General features: G+C 40.1%; 18 protein-coding genes. 15 read left to right on the top strand and 3 right to left on the bottom strand.

Annotated elements, in window-relative coordinates; genetic code table 11:
- Positions 1 to 98: 98 nt before the first annotated feature.
- On the top strand, positions 99 to 710 hold the full coding sequence (locus ACE1EF_RS03450; protein ID WP_375719219.1) for a MarC family protein: 612 nt from the start codon (positions 99 to 101) through the stop codon (positions 708 to 710).
- An 8-nt stretch (positions 711 to 718) separates the two neighbouring features.
- On the opposite strand, the gene ACE1EF_RS03445 is transcribed toward ACE1EF_RS03450, so the two are convergent.
- The 3 genes from ACE1EF_RS03445 to ACE1EF_RS03435 form a co-directional block, all read right to left on the bottom strand.
- Positions 719 to 991, bottom strand: a complete 273-nt coding sequence (locus tag ACE1EF_RS03445) for a hypothetical protein (protein WP_375719218.1) — start codon at positions 989 to 991, stop codon at positions 719 to 721.
- Positions 978 to 1,442: a MarR family winged helix-turn-helix transcriptional regulator gene (locus ACE1EF_RS03440; protein WP_375719217.1), complete on the bottom strand. Its 465-nt coding sequence runs from the start codon at positions 1,440 to 1,442 to the stop codon at positions 978 to 980. Before ACE1EF_RS03440 ends, ACE1EF_RS03445 begins: the two co-directional genes overlap by 14 nt.
- 73 nt (positions 1,443 to 1,515) lie before the next feature.
- Positions 1,516 to 1,998 carry a glutathione peroxidase gene (locus ACE1EF_RS03435; RefSeq protein ID WP_375719216.1) on the bottom strand — a complete coding sequence of 161 codons (483 nt, stop codon included), beginning with the start codon at positions 1,996 to 1,998 and terminating at the stop codon, positions 1,516 to 1,518.
- Between the two features lie 200 nt (positions 1,999 to 2,198).
- Between ACE1EF_RS03435 and ACE1EF_RS03430 the strand changes: the two genes are divergently transcribed.
- From ACE1EF_RS03430 to ACE1EF_RS03365, 14 genes are all read left to right on the top strand, one after another.
- Positions 2,199 to 3,230: a zinc-dependent alcohol dehydrogenase family protein gene (locus ACE1EF_RS03430; RefSeq protein ID WP_375719215.1), complete on the top strand. Its 1,032-nt coding sequence runs from the start codon at positions 2,199 to 2,201 to the stop codon at positions 3,228 to 3,230.
- 114 nt (positions 3,231 to 3,344) lie between these two features.
- Positions 3,345 to 3,737 carry a RidA family protein gene (locus ACE1EF_RS03425; protein WP_375719214.1) on the top strand — a complete coding sequence of 131 codons (393 nt, stop codon included), beginning with the start codon at positions 3,345 to 3,347 and terminating at the stop codon, positions 3,735 to 3,737.
- A 200-nt stretch (positions 3,738 to 3,937) separates the two neighbouring features.
- Positions 3,938 to 4,927 carry an FtsH protease activity modulator HflK gene (gene hflK, locus ACE1EF_RS03420; protein WP_375719213.1) on the top strand — a complete coding sequence of 330 codons (990 nt, stop codon included), beginning with the start codon at positions 3,938 to 3,940 and terminating at the stop codon, positions 4,925 to 4,927.
- Positions 4,928 to 4,933: 6 nt separating this feature from the next.
- A complete protein-coding gene (hflC, locus tag ACE1EF_RS03415) occupies positions 4,934 to 5,872 on the top strand; it encodes a protease modulator HflC (protein WP_375719212.1) in 939 nt (312 codons plus the stop codon).
- Positions 5,869 to 6,597, top strand: coding sequence for an MBL fold metallo-hydrolase (locus ACE1EF_RS03410; RefSeq protein ID WP_375719211.1), 729 nt, complete (start codon positions 5,869 to 5,871; stop codon positions 6,595 to 6,597). The genes hflC and ACE1EF_RS03410 overlap by 4 nt, the downstream gene beginning before the upstream one ends.
- 181 nt (positions 6,598 to 6,778) lie before the next feature.
- On the top strand, positions 6,779 to 7,024 hold the full coding sequence (gene rpmB, locus ACE1EF_RS03405) for a 50S ribosomal protein L28 (RefSeq protein WP_375719210.1): 246 nt from the start codon (positions 6,779 to 6,781) through the stop codon (positions 7,022 to 7,024).
- Between the two features lie 16 nt (positions 7,025 to 7,040).
- Positions 7,041 to 7,223 (top strand): 50S ribosomal protein L33, encoded by a 183-nt coding sequence (rpmG, locus tag ACE1EF_RS03400; protein WP_375719209.1) that lies wholly within the window; start codon positions 7,041 to 7,043, stop codon positions 7,221 to 7,223.
- 7 nt (positions 7,224 to 7,230) lie between these two features.
- Entirely contained in the window at positions 7,231 to 7,383 is a 153-nt protein-coding gene (locus ACE1EF_RS03395; RefSeq protein ID WP_375719208.1) for a DUF4295 domain-containing protein, read from the top strand.
- 89 nt (positions 7,384 to 7,472) lie between these two features.
- Positions 7,473 to 8,423 carry a signal recognition particle-docking protein FtsY gene (ftsY, locus tag ACE1EF_RS03390; RefSeq protein WP_375719207.1) on the top strand — a complete coding sequence of 317 codons (951 nt, stop codon included), beginning with the start codon at positions 7,473 to 7,475 and terminating at the stop codon, positions 8,421 to 8,423.
- Between the two features lie 29 nt (positions 8,424 to 8,452).
- A complete protein-coding gene (gene rimO / locus ACE1EF_RS03385; RefSeq protein ID WP_375719206.1) occupies positions 8,453 to 9,751 on the top strand; it encodes a 30S ribosomal protein S12 methylthiotransferase RimO in 1,299 nt (432 codons plus the stop codon).
- Positions 9,752 to 9,830: 79 nt separating this feature from the next.
- A complete protein-coding gene (locus tag ACE1EF_RS03380) occupies positions 9,831 to 10,688 on the top strand; it encodes a TIGR01777 family oxidoreductase (protein ID WP_375719205.1) in 858 nt (285 codons plus the stop codon).
- 258 nt (positions 10,689 to 10,946) lie between these two features.
- On the top strand, positions 10,947 to 11,201 hold the full coding sequence (locus tag ACE1EF_RS03375) for an OadG family protein (protein ID WP_375719204.1): 255 nt from the start codon (positions 10,947 to 10,949) through the stop codon (positions 11,199 to 11,201).
- A gap of 12 nt (positions 11,202 to 11,213) precedes the next feature.
- Positions 11,214 to 13,100: a biotin/lipoyl-containing protein gene (locus tag ACE1EF_RS03370; protein WP_375719203.1), complete on the top strand. Its 1,887-nt coding sequence runs from the start codon at positions 11,214 to 11,216 to the stop codon at positions 13,098 to 13,100.
- 21 nt (positions 13,101 to 13,121) lie between these two features.
- On the top strand, positions 13,122 to 14,396 hold the full coding sequence (locus tag ACE1EF_RS03365) for a sodium ion-translocating decarboxylase subunit beta (RefSeq protein WP_375719202.1): 1,275 nt from the start codon (positions 13,122 to 13,124) through the stop codon (positions 14,394 to 14,396).
- The last annotated feature ends 146 nt before the right edge of the window (positions 14,397 to 14,542 follow it).

Genomic DNA, 14,542 nt, shown 5'->3' with positions numbered 1-14,542 from the left:
CTGCTTTTAGGAATTATCGCAAAATAACATAAAATTTGTATGTCATTTCCGGATGTAAAAGTGTCACTCTACAGGAATGAAAACAAAAGTAATTTGCGATGGACGGATTTAGCCTTAATCTCTTTTTAAGTTGTTTTGTAGCATTTTTTGCCTTAGTCAATCCGGTACACAAGGTATTTGTGATTAATACGCTTCAAAACCAGTTCGATCATCAGTCCATAAAATACATAGCTGTAAAATCAACCATAACAGCTATGGTCATTCTCTTGTTTTTTCTGGCTTTGGGACAATTTGTGTTTAATTATGTGTTCCATATCCAGCTTTATGCATTTCAGGTTACCTGTGGCGTTGTGTTGTTTTATAATGGTATTCAGGGCTTACAGCGTGGCGAGTTTATAAAACTGGATAAAAACATATCTGTTAAAGACATTACCGCTGTTCCGATAGCAATCCCTATGATCGCGGGTCCGGCAACCATAACCGCAGCTGTAACATTCCCCGCACATTACGGCTATACTGTCACTGTGGTTTCAATTATCGCAGCATTATTTATAAACTTCTTCTTTATGCAATATGCACGTAAAATAGGTAACGGACTGAATAAACTCAACCTTATGAATTCACTGATCCGGATATTCGGGCTTATTGTGGCAACCATAGGTGTTCAAATGGTGCTCACCGGTGTCGGTGAATTTGTCAGACAAATTTAGAAATAAACCTATTTTTTGCAGGAAATAAGGCTTGTAATATACTTCCGTCCGACAAACTGCCCCATAAAAAAGGATGTCAAAAGCACAGGATAAGTTATAAATGCAAAACCTACGCCACTGTAAATTCTTAATAAAATAATCGCCGGAATGGGAAGATGGATAAACAGAAACCATTTAAAAGAAAATTTTTTTGTCTTTCCGCGCCAGAAGCCAAACGGGAGATTAATAATAAATACTACCAGCGCCAGTAAAAAGAGAATAGAATAGTTAGTGTCTTGCATTTAATGGTTGTTTTTTAGAAAGTACATCAATCACTTCGTATAGTTTATTTTTGAGATCAATGAGATCCTCAATATCCATGGTGGAGATGTCGGTATTCGACACAAGCTTCTCAGGAATCTCTGAAGCTGCTTCCATCATTGACTTACCTTTGGATGTTAGTTTAACAATCACCTTTCGTTCATCTGATGTCGATTTTTCACGGGACAACAGTCCCATTACTTCCATACGTTTCAGCAGGGGTGTTACCGTATTGGTGTTCAATATAAGCTTTGAACCAATCTCGTTAACCGTTACTCCATCCTGTTCCCACAATATCATTAGAACAAGATATTGTGGGTACGTAATACCAAGCTTGTCCAGGTATGGCTGGTATTCCCTGATGATAAGCCTTGATGCGGCATACACCGGGAAACAAATCTGGTTACTTAGTTTTAGCTGTTCGTATTTCATATCACATCCGGATATTGAGTCTGCAAAAATATTGGTTTAAACCGAAATTCATGACCAGATGCTGAAATAACTTTTATTTCAGCATCTTTTCTATGTAGGGCTCTATCTTTTCCGGTTTGGTTACCGGCGCAAATCGTTTAACCGGCTTTCCATCCTTATCAATCAGGAACTTCGTAAAATTCCATTTTATTTTACTTCCAAGAACACTGCCCAACTCAGATTTCAAATATTTATATAATGGATGTGCGTTTTCTCCATTGACATCAATTTTAGAAAACATTGGAAAGGTTACCCCATAATTCACCATGCATCCTTCAGCTATGGATTGCTCGTCTCCCGGTTCCTGATTTGCAAACTGGTTACAAGGGAAACCCAGAATAACCAGCCCCTGCTCCCGGTACTTTTCATACATTTTTTCCAGACCTTCAAACTGTGGGGTGAACCCGCATTTACTGGCTGTATTGACAACTAATACCGTCTTTCCCTTGTAACTGTCCATCGTTATCTCTTTTCCCTGAAGGCTTTTAGCCTTAAAATCATAAAATTGTGCGTCCATTTTAAGTATGTTTTATTGTATCGTTTGCGACACAAATGTAAGACATAATTATATATCGCGCACGATATAAATTAGTTTTTATAATATTTTAAGAATTGTTATATCTGAAAACACATTTTTGATTTCTACTGATATTATCTTTAAATTTAAAGCATAGCTTCTACAGTACATTACATTTTATGTCTCTTAAAATCCAATATATGAAAGCCTGGGTAATTGATAAAATCACAGATCTGTCTGGAGATGATGTTCCGCTGACGATGAAAGAACTCCCCAGGCCGGAACCTGATAAAGGAGAGGTGTTGTTAAAAGTAAAGGTATGCGGAATTTGCCATACAGAACTGGATGAAATAGAAGGGCGGACTGCTCCTCCCGATTTACCCGTTGTTCCGGGGCATCAGGTTGTAGGCATAATAGAAAAACACCGGGGTATACGTAAAGATATTAAGTTAGGTGACAGGGTAGGTGTAGGTTGGATTTATTCGGCCTGCGGACACTGTGAATACTGCAAATCGGGAAATGAGAACCTGTGTAAAGATTTTTTGGCAACAGGTCGCGACCGGAATGGAGGATATGCAGAATATATGAAAGTGCCTGAACAAAGTGTTCATAAAATCCCTGATATGCTCTCAGACAGTGAGGCTGCGCCACTACTGTGTGCCGGGGCCATTGGCTTTCGATCTGTGGCATTGAGTAAAATCAGCAATGGAAACAGGATTGGATTAACCGGTTTTGGGGCTTCTGCTCATCTAGTATTAAAAATGATTCTGCATCAATATCCTGATTCTGATGTATTTGTTTTTGCCCGTAATCCTGAGGAACGAAAATTTGCGCTTGATCTTGGCTGTAAATGGGCCGGAAATACTTCGGATAAGCCTCTGGAGCAGCTGCACGCTATTATCGACACTACACCGGTCTGGAAACCGGTGATATCCGCACTTGAATGCCTCAGACCGGGTGGAAGGCTGGTAATAAATGCTATTAGAAAGGAGGATCACGATATTGATCTGATGGGAAAGATAAGCTATGAGAAACATTTATGGATGGAAAAAGAAATTAAATCCGTTGCGAATGTGGCAGGATCGGATCTGGAAGCAATTTTAGATATAGCAGCAGATATACCACTTAAAGCAGAAGTTACGGTATATCCTTTTGATAAGGCTAATGAAGCATTACTGGAGATTAAACGCCAAAAGATTAAGGGAGCTAAAGTGTTGTCCGTATCCGGGTAATTTCAATTGTACTGCCTGTATCTTAATAATCCGTGTCGTTCAATTAAATCATCGTATTGTTTTTTAAGTTAAATCCCTTAAATTTCACTACCTTGGAACCCCAATTGAGTTTTTATGAATAAAGAGATTATTTCAACATCGCAGGCCCCCAAAGCAATAGGGCCTTATTCTCAGGCTGTTAAAGTTGGTGGTATGATATTTACTTCCGGACAAATCGGTCTTCATCCGGAATCAATGACTGTTGTGGAAGGTGGCATAGAAGATCAAACCAGGCAGGTTATGACTAATTTGGGTCAGGTACTGAAGGAGGCAGGAGCCGGATTTGATGATGTGGTTAAGACGACCTGTTATTTATCAGATATGGATAACTTTAAAGCTTTCAATATGGTTTATGCATCCTTTTTTGATGAATCCACAGCTCCGGCAAGAGCTACTGTAGCTGTTAAAACCCTGCCGTTAGGTGTACTTGTGGAGGTAGATGCTGTTGCTGTGTTGCAGGAACGGTGATTTAACGCATAAAACCCAAAAAACTGATTAAGCGTTTTTAAATATATTTTTAGTATGGCGGAGGTAGGATGACAGGCTGCTGAAAAAGGAAAAGAAATGCATCCGTTTTCTAATTCTACCGAATAAAGCTAAAGTATCAATCCTTTGTTTTAAGCAAATAATAAATTAAAATATCACACTATCACAGGAAAATAAATTTTATGGCACAGATTAACTTTAATGATTTAGGATCCCAGAAGCCGGATGTTAAAAACATACTCAGGTTAGTAAAGTATGGCGTAGCAGCAATAGTATTGCTTATACTTCTTTTTGGGACATTTTTTCAGATTAACACCGAAGAAGTTGGTGTAATCGTTCGTTTCGGTAAATACCAGCGAACCGTGGAACCCGGTTTGAATGTAAAACTCCCACTTATTGATAAACTGTATAAGGTACCGGTAGAACGGCAGTTAAAGCAGGAATTTGGGTTCAGAACCGTAAAGGCCGATGTCAGATCGACATATACCAGATCTGGTGTGAGGGATGAGGCTCTGATGCTAACCGGCGATCTTAATCTTGCCGATGTGGAATGGGTGGTTCAGTACAGAATTAATGATCCCTACAATTATCTGTTCAAAGTCCGGAATCCGGAAACCACGTTACGGGATATTTCTGAGGCTGCAATGAGACAGATAGTCGGGGACAGAACGGTGAATGAGGTTTTGACTGTAGGTAGAACAGAAATTTCGAGTAAAGTTGAAGCCCTTGTTCAGCAAATTTGCAAAGAATACGCTTTAGGATTTGAAATTGATCAGGTAGTTTTACAGGATGTAAATCCACCGGAACCGGTAAAAGATGCGTTTAATGAAGTAAACGAAGCTCAGCAGGAAAAAGAAACGCTGATTAACCAGGCAAAGTCAGAGTATAATAAGGTTATCCCTAAGGCTAAGGGGCAGGCCGAAGAGACCATTCAGAAAGCAGAAGGTTATGCCACTGCAAGAGTAAATAATTCGCAGGGTGATGTGGCTCGTTTCAATGCCCTTTATTCAGAGTATATTAAAGCACCCGAAGTAACAAAACGCAGGATCTACATGGAAACCATGCAGAATGTGATTCCAAAACTGGGTAAGAAAATTATTACTGATGATAAGGGTAATAATGTTCTTCCGCTCTTACAGATGCAAATGTCAAACTCTCAACCTGCAAAATAAGAAATCATGAAAAAGCTAATATTTATATCCGTAATTTTAATTGTGGCAGTGATTTTACTTGCTGGAAGTGTTTATATCGTTAAGGAATCCGAGCAGGTTGTTATCACGCAATTTGGGAAGCCGGTTGGAGAAGCTGTTCTGACTCCCGGGTTGAAATTTAAAAAGCCGTTTATACAGACCGCTAATTATTTTGATAAGCGCTTTCTGGAATGGGATGGTGATCCTGATCTGGTTCCCACCAAGGATAAGAAGTATATTTTTGTGGATACCTATGCACGCTGGCAGATAACAGATCCGTTGCAGTTTTTTAAACGTTTCAATAACGAACGCAGTGCTCAGTCACGGCTGGATGATATTCTGGATGGTGAAACCAGGGACTATATCGCGAAAAACAATATTGAAGAAGCCGTAAGAAACAGTAATCGCAAGCCCCAGTCTTCCGGTATTATCGGGGAACTCGTTGGCGATTCATTGATGGACATTACTGTAGGAAGAGAAAAGATTGAGAAAATGATCCTTCAGGAAGCAAATAAGCTGGCCACCGAACTTGGAATAGCAATTCTGGATTTCAGGTTTAAGCGGATCAATTACAACGAAGAAGTAAGAACCCAGGTATATGAGCGAATGAAAAGTGAGCGCTACAGGATTGCAGATAAATTCAGGTCTGAAGGTCAGGGAGAAGCCTCCCGGATAAACGGAGAGAAGGAGAGGGAACTGCAAACCATACAGTCCGGAGCGTTTAAGGAAGCCGAGGAAATAAAAGGTAAGGCGGATGCCAAAGCAGCCGCAATCTATGCAACAGCCTATAATAAAAACAGCAGCTCACGTGAACTCTACGCTTTTATGAAGTCTATGGAAACGTTCGAAAAGACGTTTGATGGTGAAACATCGGTGATATTGTCTACCGATAGTGAGTTATACAAGTATTTAAAAAGTATGAAATGAACAACAGAGTTGTTTGCTTTGTCTTAATGCTAATGATTTCTTTGACAGGTTTTAGTCAGAAATCAGCAAAAGAGACAATGGATTTTGCTAAAAAAATAGACTGGTTTGGTCAGGCATCAATTAAAATCCCGTTTGGCAATAAAACGGTGTATGTTGATCCGTTCAGGCTACCCGGTAATGATACTCCTGATGTTGTTTTTATCACACACAGTCATGGCGACCATCTGGACGTGAATGAAATTGCAAAGCTGAACGGGAATAACGTGTTGATTGTAGCACCTGAAACATGCGAAAGTAAGCTGAAAGAAGGTGGTTTTGAAAATCTTGTTCTTGTGAAACCCGGTGATGAATTTGATCTGGATGGTATTGGAGTTAAAGTTGTTCCAGCTTATAATGTGGTCAAAACCAGTTTTCATCCGCAGGCCAATAATTGGGTCGGTTACATCATATCATACAATGGTTTTTCGATATACCATCCCGGAGACACGGAACGTATTCCTGCTATGCAATCCATAGATTGTGATATTGCTTTTATGCCTCTGGGGCAGACCTATACGATGAACAGTGTGGAAGAAGCTGCTGAAGCTATAAAAGATATTGGACCTAAGGTTGCAATTCCTTTCCATTATGGCCTCTATGAGGGAAAGACAGCGGATGCACAGACGTTTAAGTCTCTTCTGGACGGAGAATGCGATGTGTTGATAAAGGAGCTGAAGGACAGATGATTATGTGCGGTTTTTGTTTTAGATTATCAATTCCGGACTGCAGAAATTGTGATCAAAATGATTAAACCCTTGAAATGAAGCGTAAAAGCATTAAATTTTATGGAAAATAAATTTTGCTTATATCGAAAATAATTGCTTATTTTGCGCACTGTTTGAAAAACGTATATAAAAGCATAGCGAAATGTCAAAGATTTGTCAGATAACAGGGAAGAAAGCACAGGTGGGAAACAATGTTTCACACTCTAAAAGAAGAACTAAAAGACGGTTCGATATTAACCTGATCAATAAAAGATTTTATCTCCCGGAAGAAGATCGTTGGATCACTTTAAGGGTTTCTACTTCAGGTTTACGCACAATCAATAAAATTGGTTTGAATAAAGCGCTGAAAGAAGCAAAAGAAAAAGGTTTAGTAGCTAAAAATATTTAATTGAGGAGATAGAACAATGGCTAAGAAAGGAAACAGAGTACAGGTTATTCTTGAATGCACTGAGCATAAAGAAAGCGGTATGCCTGGAACTTCAAGATACATTACAACAAAAAACCGTAAAAATACTCCGGAGAGGATGGAACTTAAAAAGTACAATCCAATCCTAAAAAAAGTAACTGTTCATAAAGAAATAAAATAATTGAGTTATGGCTAAGAAAGCAGTAGCATCGTTACAGAAAGGAGCCGGTAAAGGTCATGCCAAAGTAATTAAAATGGTAAAATCCGATAAAACCGGAGCTTATTCTTTCAAAGAAGAAATTGTTCCTAACGACTTGGTTAAGGATTTTTTTAAGAAATAATTATTATTCTTAATAATACAAAGAGCTTCCCCCAAAAAGGGAAGTTTTTTTTTACTTTTACGCTTCAATAATTCAGTAAACTATTTCACATGGCTCTGTTCGGATTATTTTCTAAAGAAAAGAAGGAAACGCTGGATAAAGGTTTGGAAAAAACCAAGGAAAGTGTGTTCAAAAAACTTTCGCGTGCTGTAGCAGGAAAGTCTAAGGTGGATGATGAAGTACTTGATAATCTGGAGGAAGTATTGATTACATCAGATGTGGGGGTGGAAACAACACTTAAAATAATTGAACGGATTGAGGCGCGTGTGCAAAAAGATAAATACCTTGGCGTTGATGAGTTAAATCAAATACTGAGGGATGAAATTTCTGATTTACTGTCAGAAAATGAAACAGGAGACGGTGAAGCGTTTGAACTTCCGGAGTCCGATCACCCATATGTGATTATGGTGGTTGGTGTAAATGGTGTTGGAAAAACAACAACCATCGGGAAGTTAGCTTATCAGTTTAAAAAACAGGGAAAGAAAGTTATTTTAGGTGCTGCGGATACATTTCGGGCAGCGGCAATAGAACAGCTTGTAATTTGGGGAGAACGGGTAGATGTACCTGTCGTCAGGCAACATATGGGTGCTGATCCTGCTTCAGTGGCTTTCGATACCCTGCAGTCTGCCAAACAACAGAATGCCGATGTTGTGATTATTGATACAGCCGGCCGCTTGCATAATAAAATAAACCTGATGAATGAGTTGAGTAAGGTGAAAAAGGTGATGGACCGCATTGTTCCGGGTGCGCCACATGAAATTCTGCTCATTCTTGACGGTTCAACCGGACAAAATGCCTTTGAACAGGCCAAACAATTCACCCTGGCAACAGAAGTTAATGCACTGGCCATCACAAAACTGGATGGAACTGCCAAAGGTGGTGTTGTGATCGGCGTATCGGATCAGTTTAAGATACCTGTCAAATATATTGGTATCGGTGAAGGCATAGATGATCTTCAGGTTTTCCGCAAGCGTGAGTTTGTGGATTCTCTTTTCAGCTAATCATATTTCATTTTAATGCTCCATTCGGGATGAGGAAGAAGGTAAGTGTTATTACAATGGGGTGCTCTAAAAACCTTGTGGATTCTGAGGTTTTATTGCAGAAATTTTCAGATAACGGTTTTGATGTGGAACATGATCCGGAATCAGTTTCCGGAGATATTGTGGTGGTAAATACCTGTGGTTTCATTGGTGATGCCAAAGAGGAGTCGGTAAACATGATCCTGCAACTGGCCGATGCCCGTACCAATGGAGACATAGAAAAGCTGTATGTGATGGGCTGTTTGTCTGAACGGTATATGGAAGATCTGAACCGTGAAATTCCGGAGGTAGATAAATATTTCGGAAAGTTTAATTGGAGCAAGGTTTTAGATGAACTCGTTGAAAACAAAAATGATAAAGAGACAACCAGTAGCAACCGGTATATAACTACACCTTCACACTTTGCCTATCTTAAAATATCAGAAGGTTGCAATCGTTCTTGCGCCTATTGTGCCATTCCTCTGATTACCGGAAAACATAAATCAGTGCCAATTGACAAGCTTGTTGAGGAGGCCACACAGCTAGCATCAAAAGGTGTGAAGGAACTCCAGGTGATTGCGCAGGATCTGTCGTATTATGGTCTGGATCTTTATAAAAAACACAAACTTGCCGAACTGGTCACAGCTCTGTCTGAAATTCAGGGCATAGAATGGATTCGGTTGCATTATGCATATCCCGCTGGTTTCCCTTTTGAGATTCTGGAGGTGATGCGTACCAATCCTAAAGTTTGCACTTATCTGGATATTGCGTTTCAACATATCAGTGATAACATGCTGAAAAAGATGAAACGCCAGGTATCTAAACAGCAGACATATGACCTGATCCGAAAAATAAGAACGGAAGTGCCGGGCATTCATTTAAGAACAACACTGATGACCGGTTTTCCGGGAGAAACGGAGGAAGATTTCCAGGAGCTGGTGCAGTTTGTAAAAGATATCCGTTTTGAGCGTTTAGGGGTGTTTCCGTATTCAGAAGAGGACGGAACCTACGCCGGTGATCATTTGATCGATGATATTTCCGAAGAAGTTAAGCTGGACCGTGCTGAAAAACTGATGGCCGTTCAGGAAGAAATTGCCAATGAACTTAGTGTTCAGAAAGTGGGACAGGAGATGAAGGTAATGATAGACCGTAAAGAAGCAGACTATTATATTGGCCGGACAGAATTTGATTCCCCCGAAGTTGACCCTGAAGTCCTTGTTAGTGGTAAAAATCTGAATGTTGGATCTTTTTATACGATTAAAATTATCGGAGCAGAATCATACGATCTGATTGGTGAGGTAATTTCGTAAATTCTTTTTCTTTCAATATATTTTCAAACAGAATGCATTTTATTTTGTTTAATTGATATAAATATGAATTAAACAGAACATGAAAATAGCCATTGCAGGTATTACCGGGTATATTGGTCAGAAGTTAAGTAAGTATCTGATGTCTGAAGGGCATGAAATTGTCCCCGTCAAAAGAAACCATTTTAAACTATCACAAGACGACTTTGCTGCATATCTCAATGGATGTGATGCCATCATCAATTTATCCGGAGCACCTGTGATAAAACGCTGGACAGAATCCTGGAAAAAAGAAATCCTCTCAAGCCGGGTTGAAACCACACGAAAAATTGTTGCTGCCCTTACCGTCACGAAAAGAAAGCCTGACGTTTATATCAACGCATCTGCCATCGGTATTTATGATTATGAACATGAAAACGATGAAACCACACCTTATTTCGGCCATAATTTTCTGGCAGATGTCGTTAAACAATGGGAAGCAGAAGCAAAAAAAGTCAATGACCTTGAAATACGTAGCTGTATAACCCGGTTTGGTGTAGTATTGGGGAAAGACGGCAGTGCATTTCCGGTTATGAAGAAACCCTTTGAGTGGTTTGTCGGTGGAAAGATAGGCGATGGGCAACAGGTCATGTCTTTTATTCATATCGAAGATCTTATCAGGGCGCTGGAGGAACTGCTCACCAACAAAAAAGCCAATGGTGTTTATAATCTTGTGGCTCCCCAATATTGCACCAATAAAGAATTTACCCTAACGCTGGCAAAGGCTCTGCACAGACCTGCCCTGTTTACTGTACCTGTTTTCGCATTGAAATTACTCTATGGCGGTGCCGCAGAAGTGGTTGTAGGTGGCGAAAAAGTTATACCTGCAAAACTTAAAGAACTGGGGTTTAAATTTCAATATCCTGAGATAAGCTCAACAATAAATGACCTTGTTGAGTGAAGGGGGAGACTTCATTGATTTATACGTGCATTTTATCTGTTTAGGATGCGCTCTGTTATACCATTTTAACAAATATTTAGAAAAGTAGATATGATTTAGACTCTGTATAAATTGCAGATAGAATGACTTATGCTAGAGATTCTTATAGCTTTTCATTGGCAGGATTGATAAATTGACTTTTAGATTATAAGTTATTTGATTAAAATTGCATCTTTTTATTAAAATGTCCAATCTATTTCTTATAAATTCTAATTTAAGATGAACGCAGATTATCAGTTGGCATTTTCACTGCTCGCAATAGGAATGATAACCGTTTTTATTATTCTTCTTCTTGTTGTTTACGTTGGAAAGGCCATCATATTATTTACCAACCGTTTTATTAAACTTCCCGTTACAGAAAAGATTGCAGAGGTTAAACAGACGATTAGTCCCAAAAAGCTCGCAGCAATTTCAGCTGCTGTAAGTATCGTCACTAACGGTAAGGGGATTGTGGAAAAAGTCGAAAAATTATAAAACATTAATACTATGAGCCGGGAAATAAAATTTTCACTGCTGTACAGAGATATGTGGCAGTCATCGGGTAAATATGTACCCAGGGTAGATCAGTTAACCAAAGTTGCACCACACATTGTTGAAATGGGATGTTTTGACAGGGTGGAAACCAATGGTGGTGGCTTTGAGCAGATTAATCTTTTATTTGGTGAGAACCCTAATAAAGCGGTTCGTGAGTGGACCAAGCCATTTCACGAAGCCGGAATAAAGACGCATATGCTTGAGCGCGCATTAAATGGTATCCGCATGACACCGGTACCTGCAGATGTACGGCGCTTGTTTTTTAAGGTTAAAAAGGCGCAGGGAACAGATATCGCACGTTCTTTCTGCGGTTTAAATGACCCTAGAAACCTTGAGAACTCCATTAAGTTTGCCAAAGAGGCCGGAATGATTTCTCAGGCTGCGTTAAGTATCACATATTCTCCGGTTCACACCGTTGAATATTATGTGGATCTGGCAGAAAAGCTCATTAAAATGGGGGCTGACGAGATTTGTGTCAAAGATATGGCCGGTATCGGACGTCCGGTTTGGCTGGGAAAAATTGTAAAAGGCATTAAGAAAAATCATCCTGATATTATCATTCAGTACCATTCACATTCTGGACCTGGTTTTGCTCCTGCTTCCATTCTTGAAGTTGCCAAGGCCGGTGCCGATATCATTGATGTAGCCATGGAACCGCTTTCATGGGGAACAGGACATGTGGATATTTTAACCATACATGAAATGTTGCGGGATGCCGGATTCAAAGTGCCCGATATTAATATGAAGGCTTATATGAAGGTTCGTGAGTTGACACAGGAATTTATTGACGATTTTCTTGGCCTGTACATCAATCCGAAAAACCGCTTCATGAATTCGCTGCTTATTGGTCCGGGACTTCCGGGAGGTATGATGGGGAGTTTAATGGCTGACCTTGAGAATAACCTGAAAAGTTTGAATAAATGGAAGGTTAAGCATAATGAAGCTGAACTGACACAGGATGATCTTCTGATTAAGTTGTTTGATGAGGTGGCGTATGCATGGCCTAAATTAGGATATCCTCCATTAGTAACACCTTACAGTCAGTATGTTAAGAATGTGGCATTGATGAATGTGATGCAGATGGAAAAAGGTCAGGAACGCTGGTCCATGATTCCGGATTCTGTATGGGATATGATTCTCGGCAAAACAGGGCAGGTTCCGGGTAAACTTGCGCCGGAAATTATTGCACTGGCCAAAGAACAGGGTCGGGAATTTTTTACAGGAATTCCACAAAATGAATATCCTGATGCCCTGGAAGACTTCAAAAAAGAGATGGATGAAAAAGGTTGGGATTACGGACAGGATGATGAAGAATTGTTCGAACTCGCCATGCATCCGGAACAATACAGGGCGTATAAGTCCGGTAAAGCAAAAGAAGATTTTGAAGCTGATTTAAAAGCTAAAAAAGAAGCGTTGGCTGCAGAGTCTGCTCCTGCAGTGCCATCCACAGCTCCAGCAATGGATACAACACCAAAACAGATGATGGTTTCAGTGGATGGTGAACAGTTTAACGTGACAGTGTCGTACGGTAATTCAACAGGTTCAGCTGCGGTTCAGGAAGTGAAAAAGGAAGAGGCTCCAACGGCTGTGGCAGCATCTGCCCAGGGAAGTGCTGCAATAACATCACCGCTTGAAGGTAAGTTTTACCTGGTTAAAAATGCCGGTGATAAGGCCGTTAAAGTGGGGGATAAAATAAATGAAGGAGATTTGGTTGGTTATGTTGAGGCCATGAAAACCATGAATGCCATTAAAGCCGATGTGTCGGGTACCGTGGTTGAGATTTGTTTTGATAACGGGTCTGATGTGGAAGAAGATGATGTGCTCTTTAAGCTGGCTTAATCAATCACGAACTGTTATATTATGATATTAAGACGTTTATTTGAGATGACAGCGTTGTCAGAACTGGCGGCGCATCCGGGATATCTCCTCATGCTGGCAGTAGGTGCATTTCTTTTGTACCTTGGCATAAAAAAACAATATGAGCCATTGTTACTGGTTCCTATTGGTATGGGGGTGATTTTAGCCAACCTTCCCGGTGGAACGATGGGCGTGGTACCGGCTGACTGGGTTCACACCGCATTTTTAGGGATGGATCAGAATGCCATTAAGGCTTTGGACCCAAAGGTTGTTGCGCATATGGCTGAACAATCCTCATATATGAACCTGTTTGAAATCGCGCATGAATACGGAATAATGAACTTCCTGTACTACTCACTGATCAAAACAGGTTTGCTGCCACCTCTTATATTTATGGGTGTTGGGGCACTGACAGATTTTGGTCCCATGTTGCGTAACCTGAAACTTGCTTTCTTTGGCGCTGCAGCCCAGATTGGTATTTTTGCCGTTCTGTTTGGTGCTACTGCTGTTGGGTTTACGCCAAAAGAGGCCGGATCGCTCGGTATAATTGGTGGAGCTGACGGTCCTACAGCCATCTATACAACATTGAAACTGGCACCTCATCTTTTAGGGCCGATAGCCATTGCGGCTTACTCTTATATGGCCCTGGTTCCGGTAATTATTCCGTTTGTGGTCAGACTAACATGTGGGGATAAAGAGCTCAAAATCAATATGAAGCAAATGGATAAAAAATATCCGCCAAAATACCAGATCAAGAATCTGAAAGCAGCTAAAATAGCTTTTCCGATTGTACTGGGAATTGTGGTATCCATATTTGTTCCATCTGCAGTTCCGCTTCTGGGCATGCTGCTGTTTGGTAACCTGGTTAAGGAAATCGGGGCCAACACCTTTCGGCTGTTCGATGCTGCAAGCAATTCCATTATGAACAGCAGTACCATTTTTCTTGGCTTAACAGTTGGTGCGACAATGACTTCAGATGTATTTCTGGACTGGAAAACACTGATGATTGTAGGGGGCGGTTTTATTGCCTTCTCAATTTCTGTGGCAGGAGGAATTTATGCGGTTAAGATTTACAATATTTTCAGTAAGAAAAAGATTAATCCACTCGTCGGTGCCACAGGCTTAAGTGCAGTCCCAATGGCATCAAGGGTTGCCAATGAAATTGCATTAACAAAAGATTCCAGTAACCATGTATTGCAGTATTGTATGGCAAGTAATATATCTGGTGTGATTGGTTCTGCTGTTGCTGCTGGAGTACTGATATCGTTTTTAGGATAGAAAAGTATTAACAAGTATAAAAAGAGCCGGTTCTGATTCCGGCTCTTTTTTTGTATATTTACTTAATTGATAAAGAGAAATTCAGATTATCTTTGTGAAAATATGACATGATATTTCGAAATTATATCAATCATTGCGCTTATTTA

Source organism: Quyinboa sediminis, from assembly GCF_042219855.1.
Lineage (GTDB): Bacteria > Bacteroidota > Bacteroidia > Bacteroidales > UBA5342 > JBHJHP01.
The sequence above is the reverse complement of the archived record's forward strand: the minus strand, read 5'-3'. Positions and strand labels throughout refer to the sequence as shown.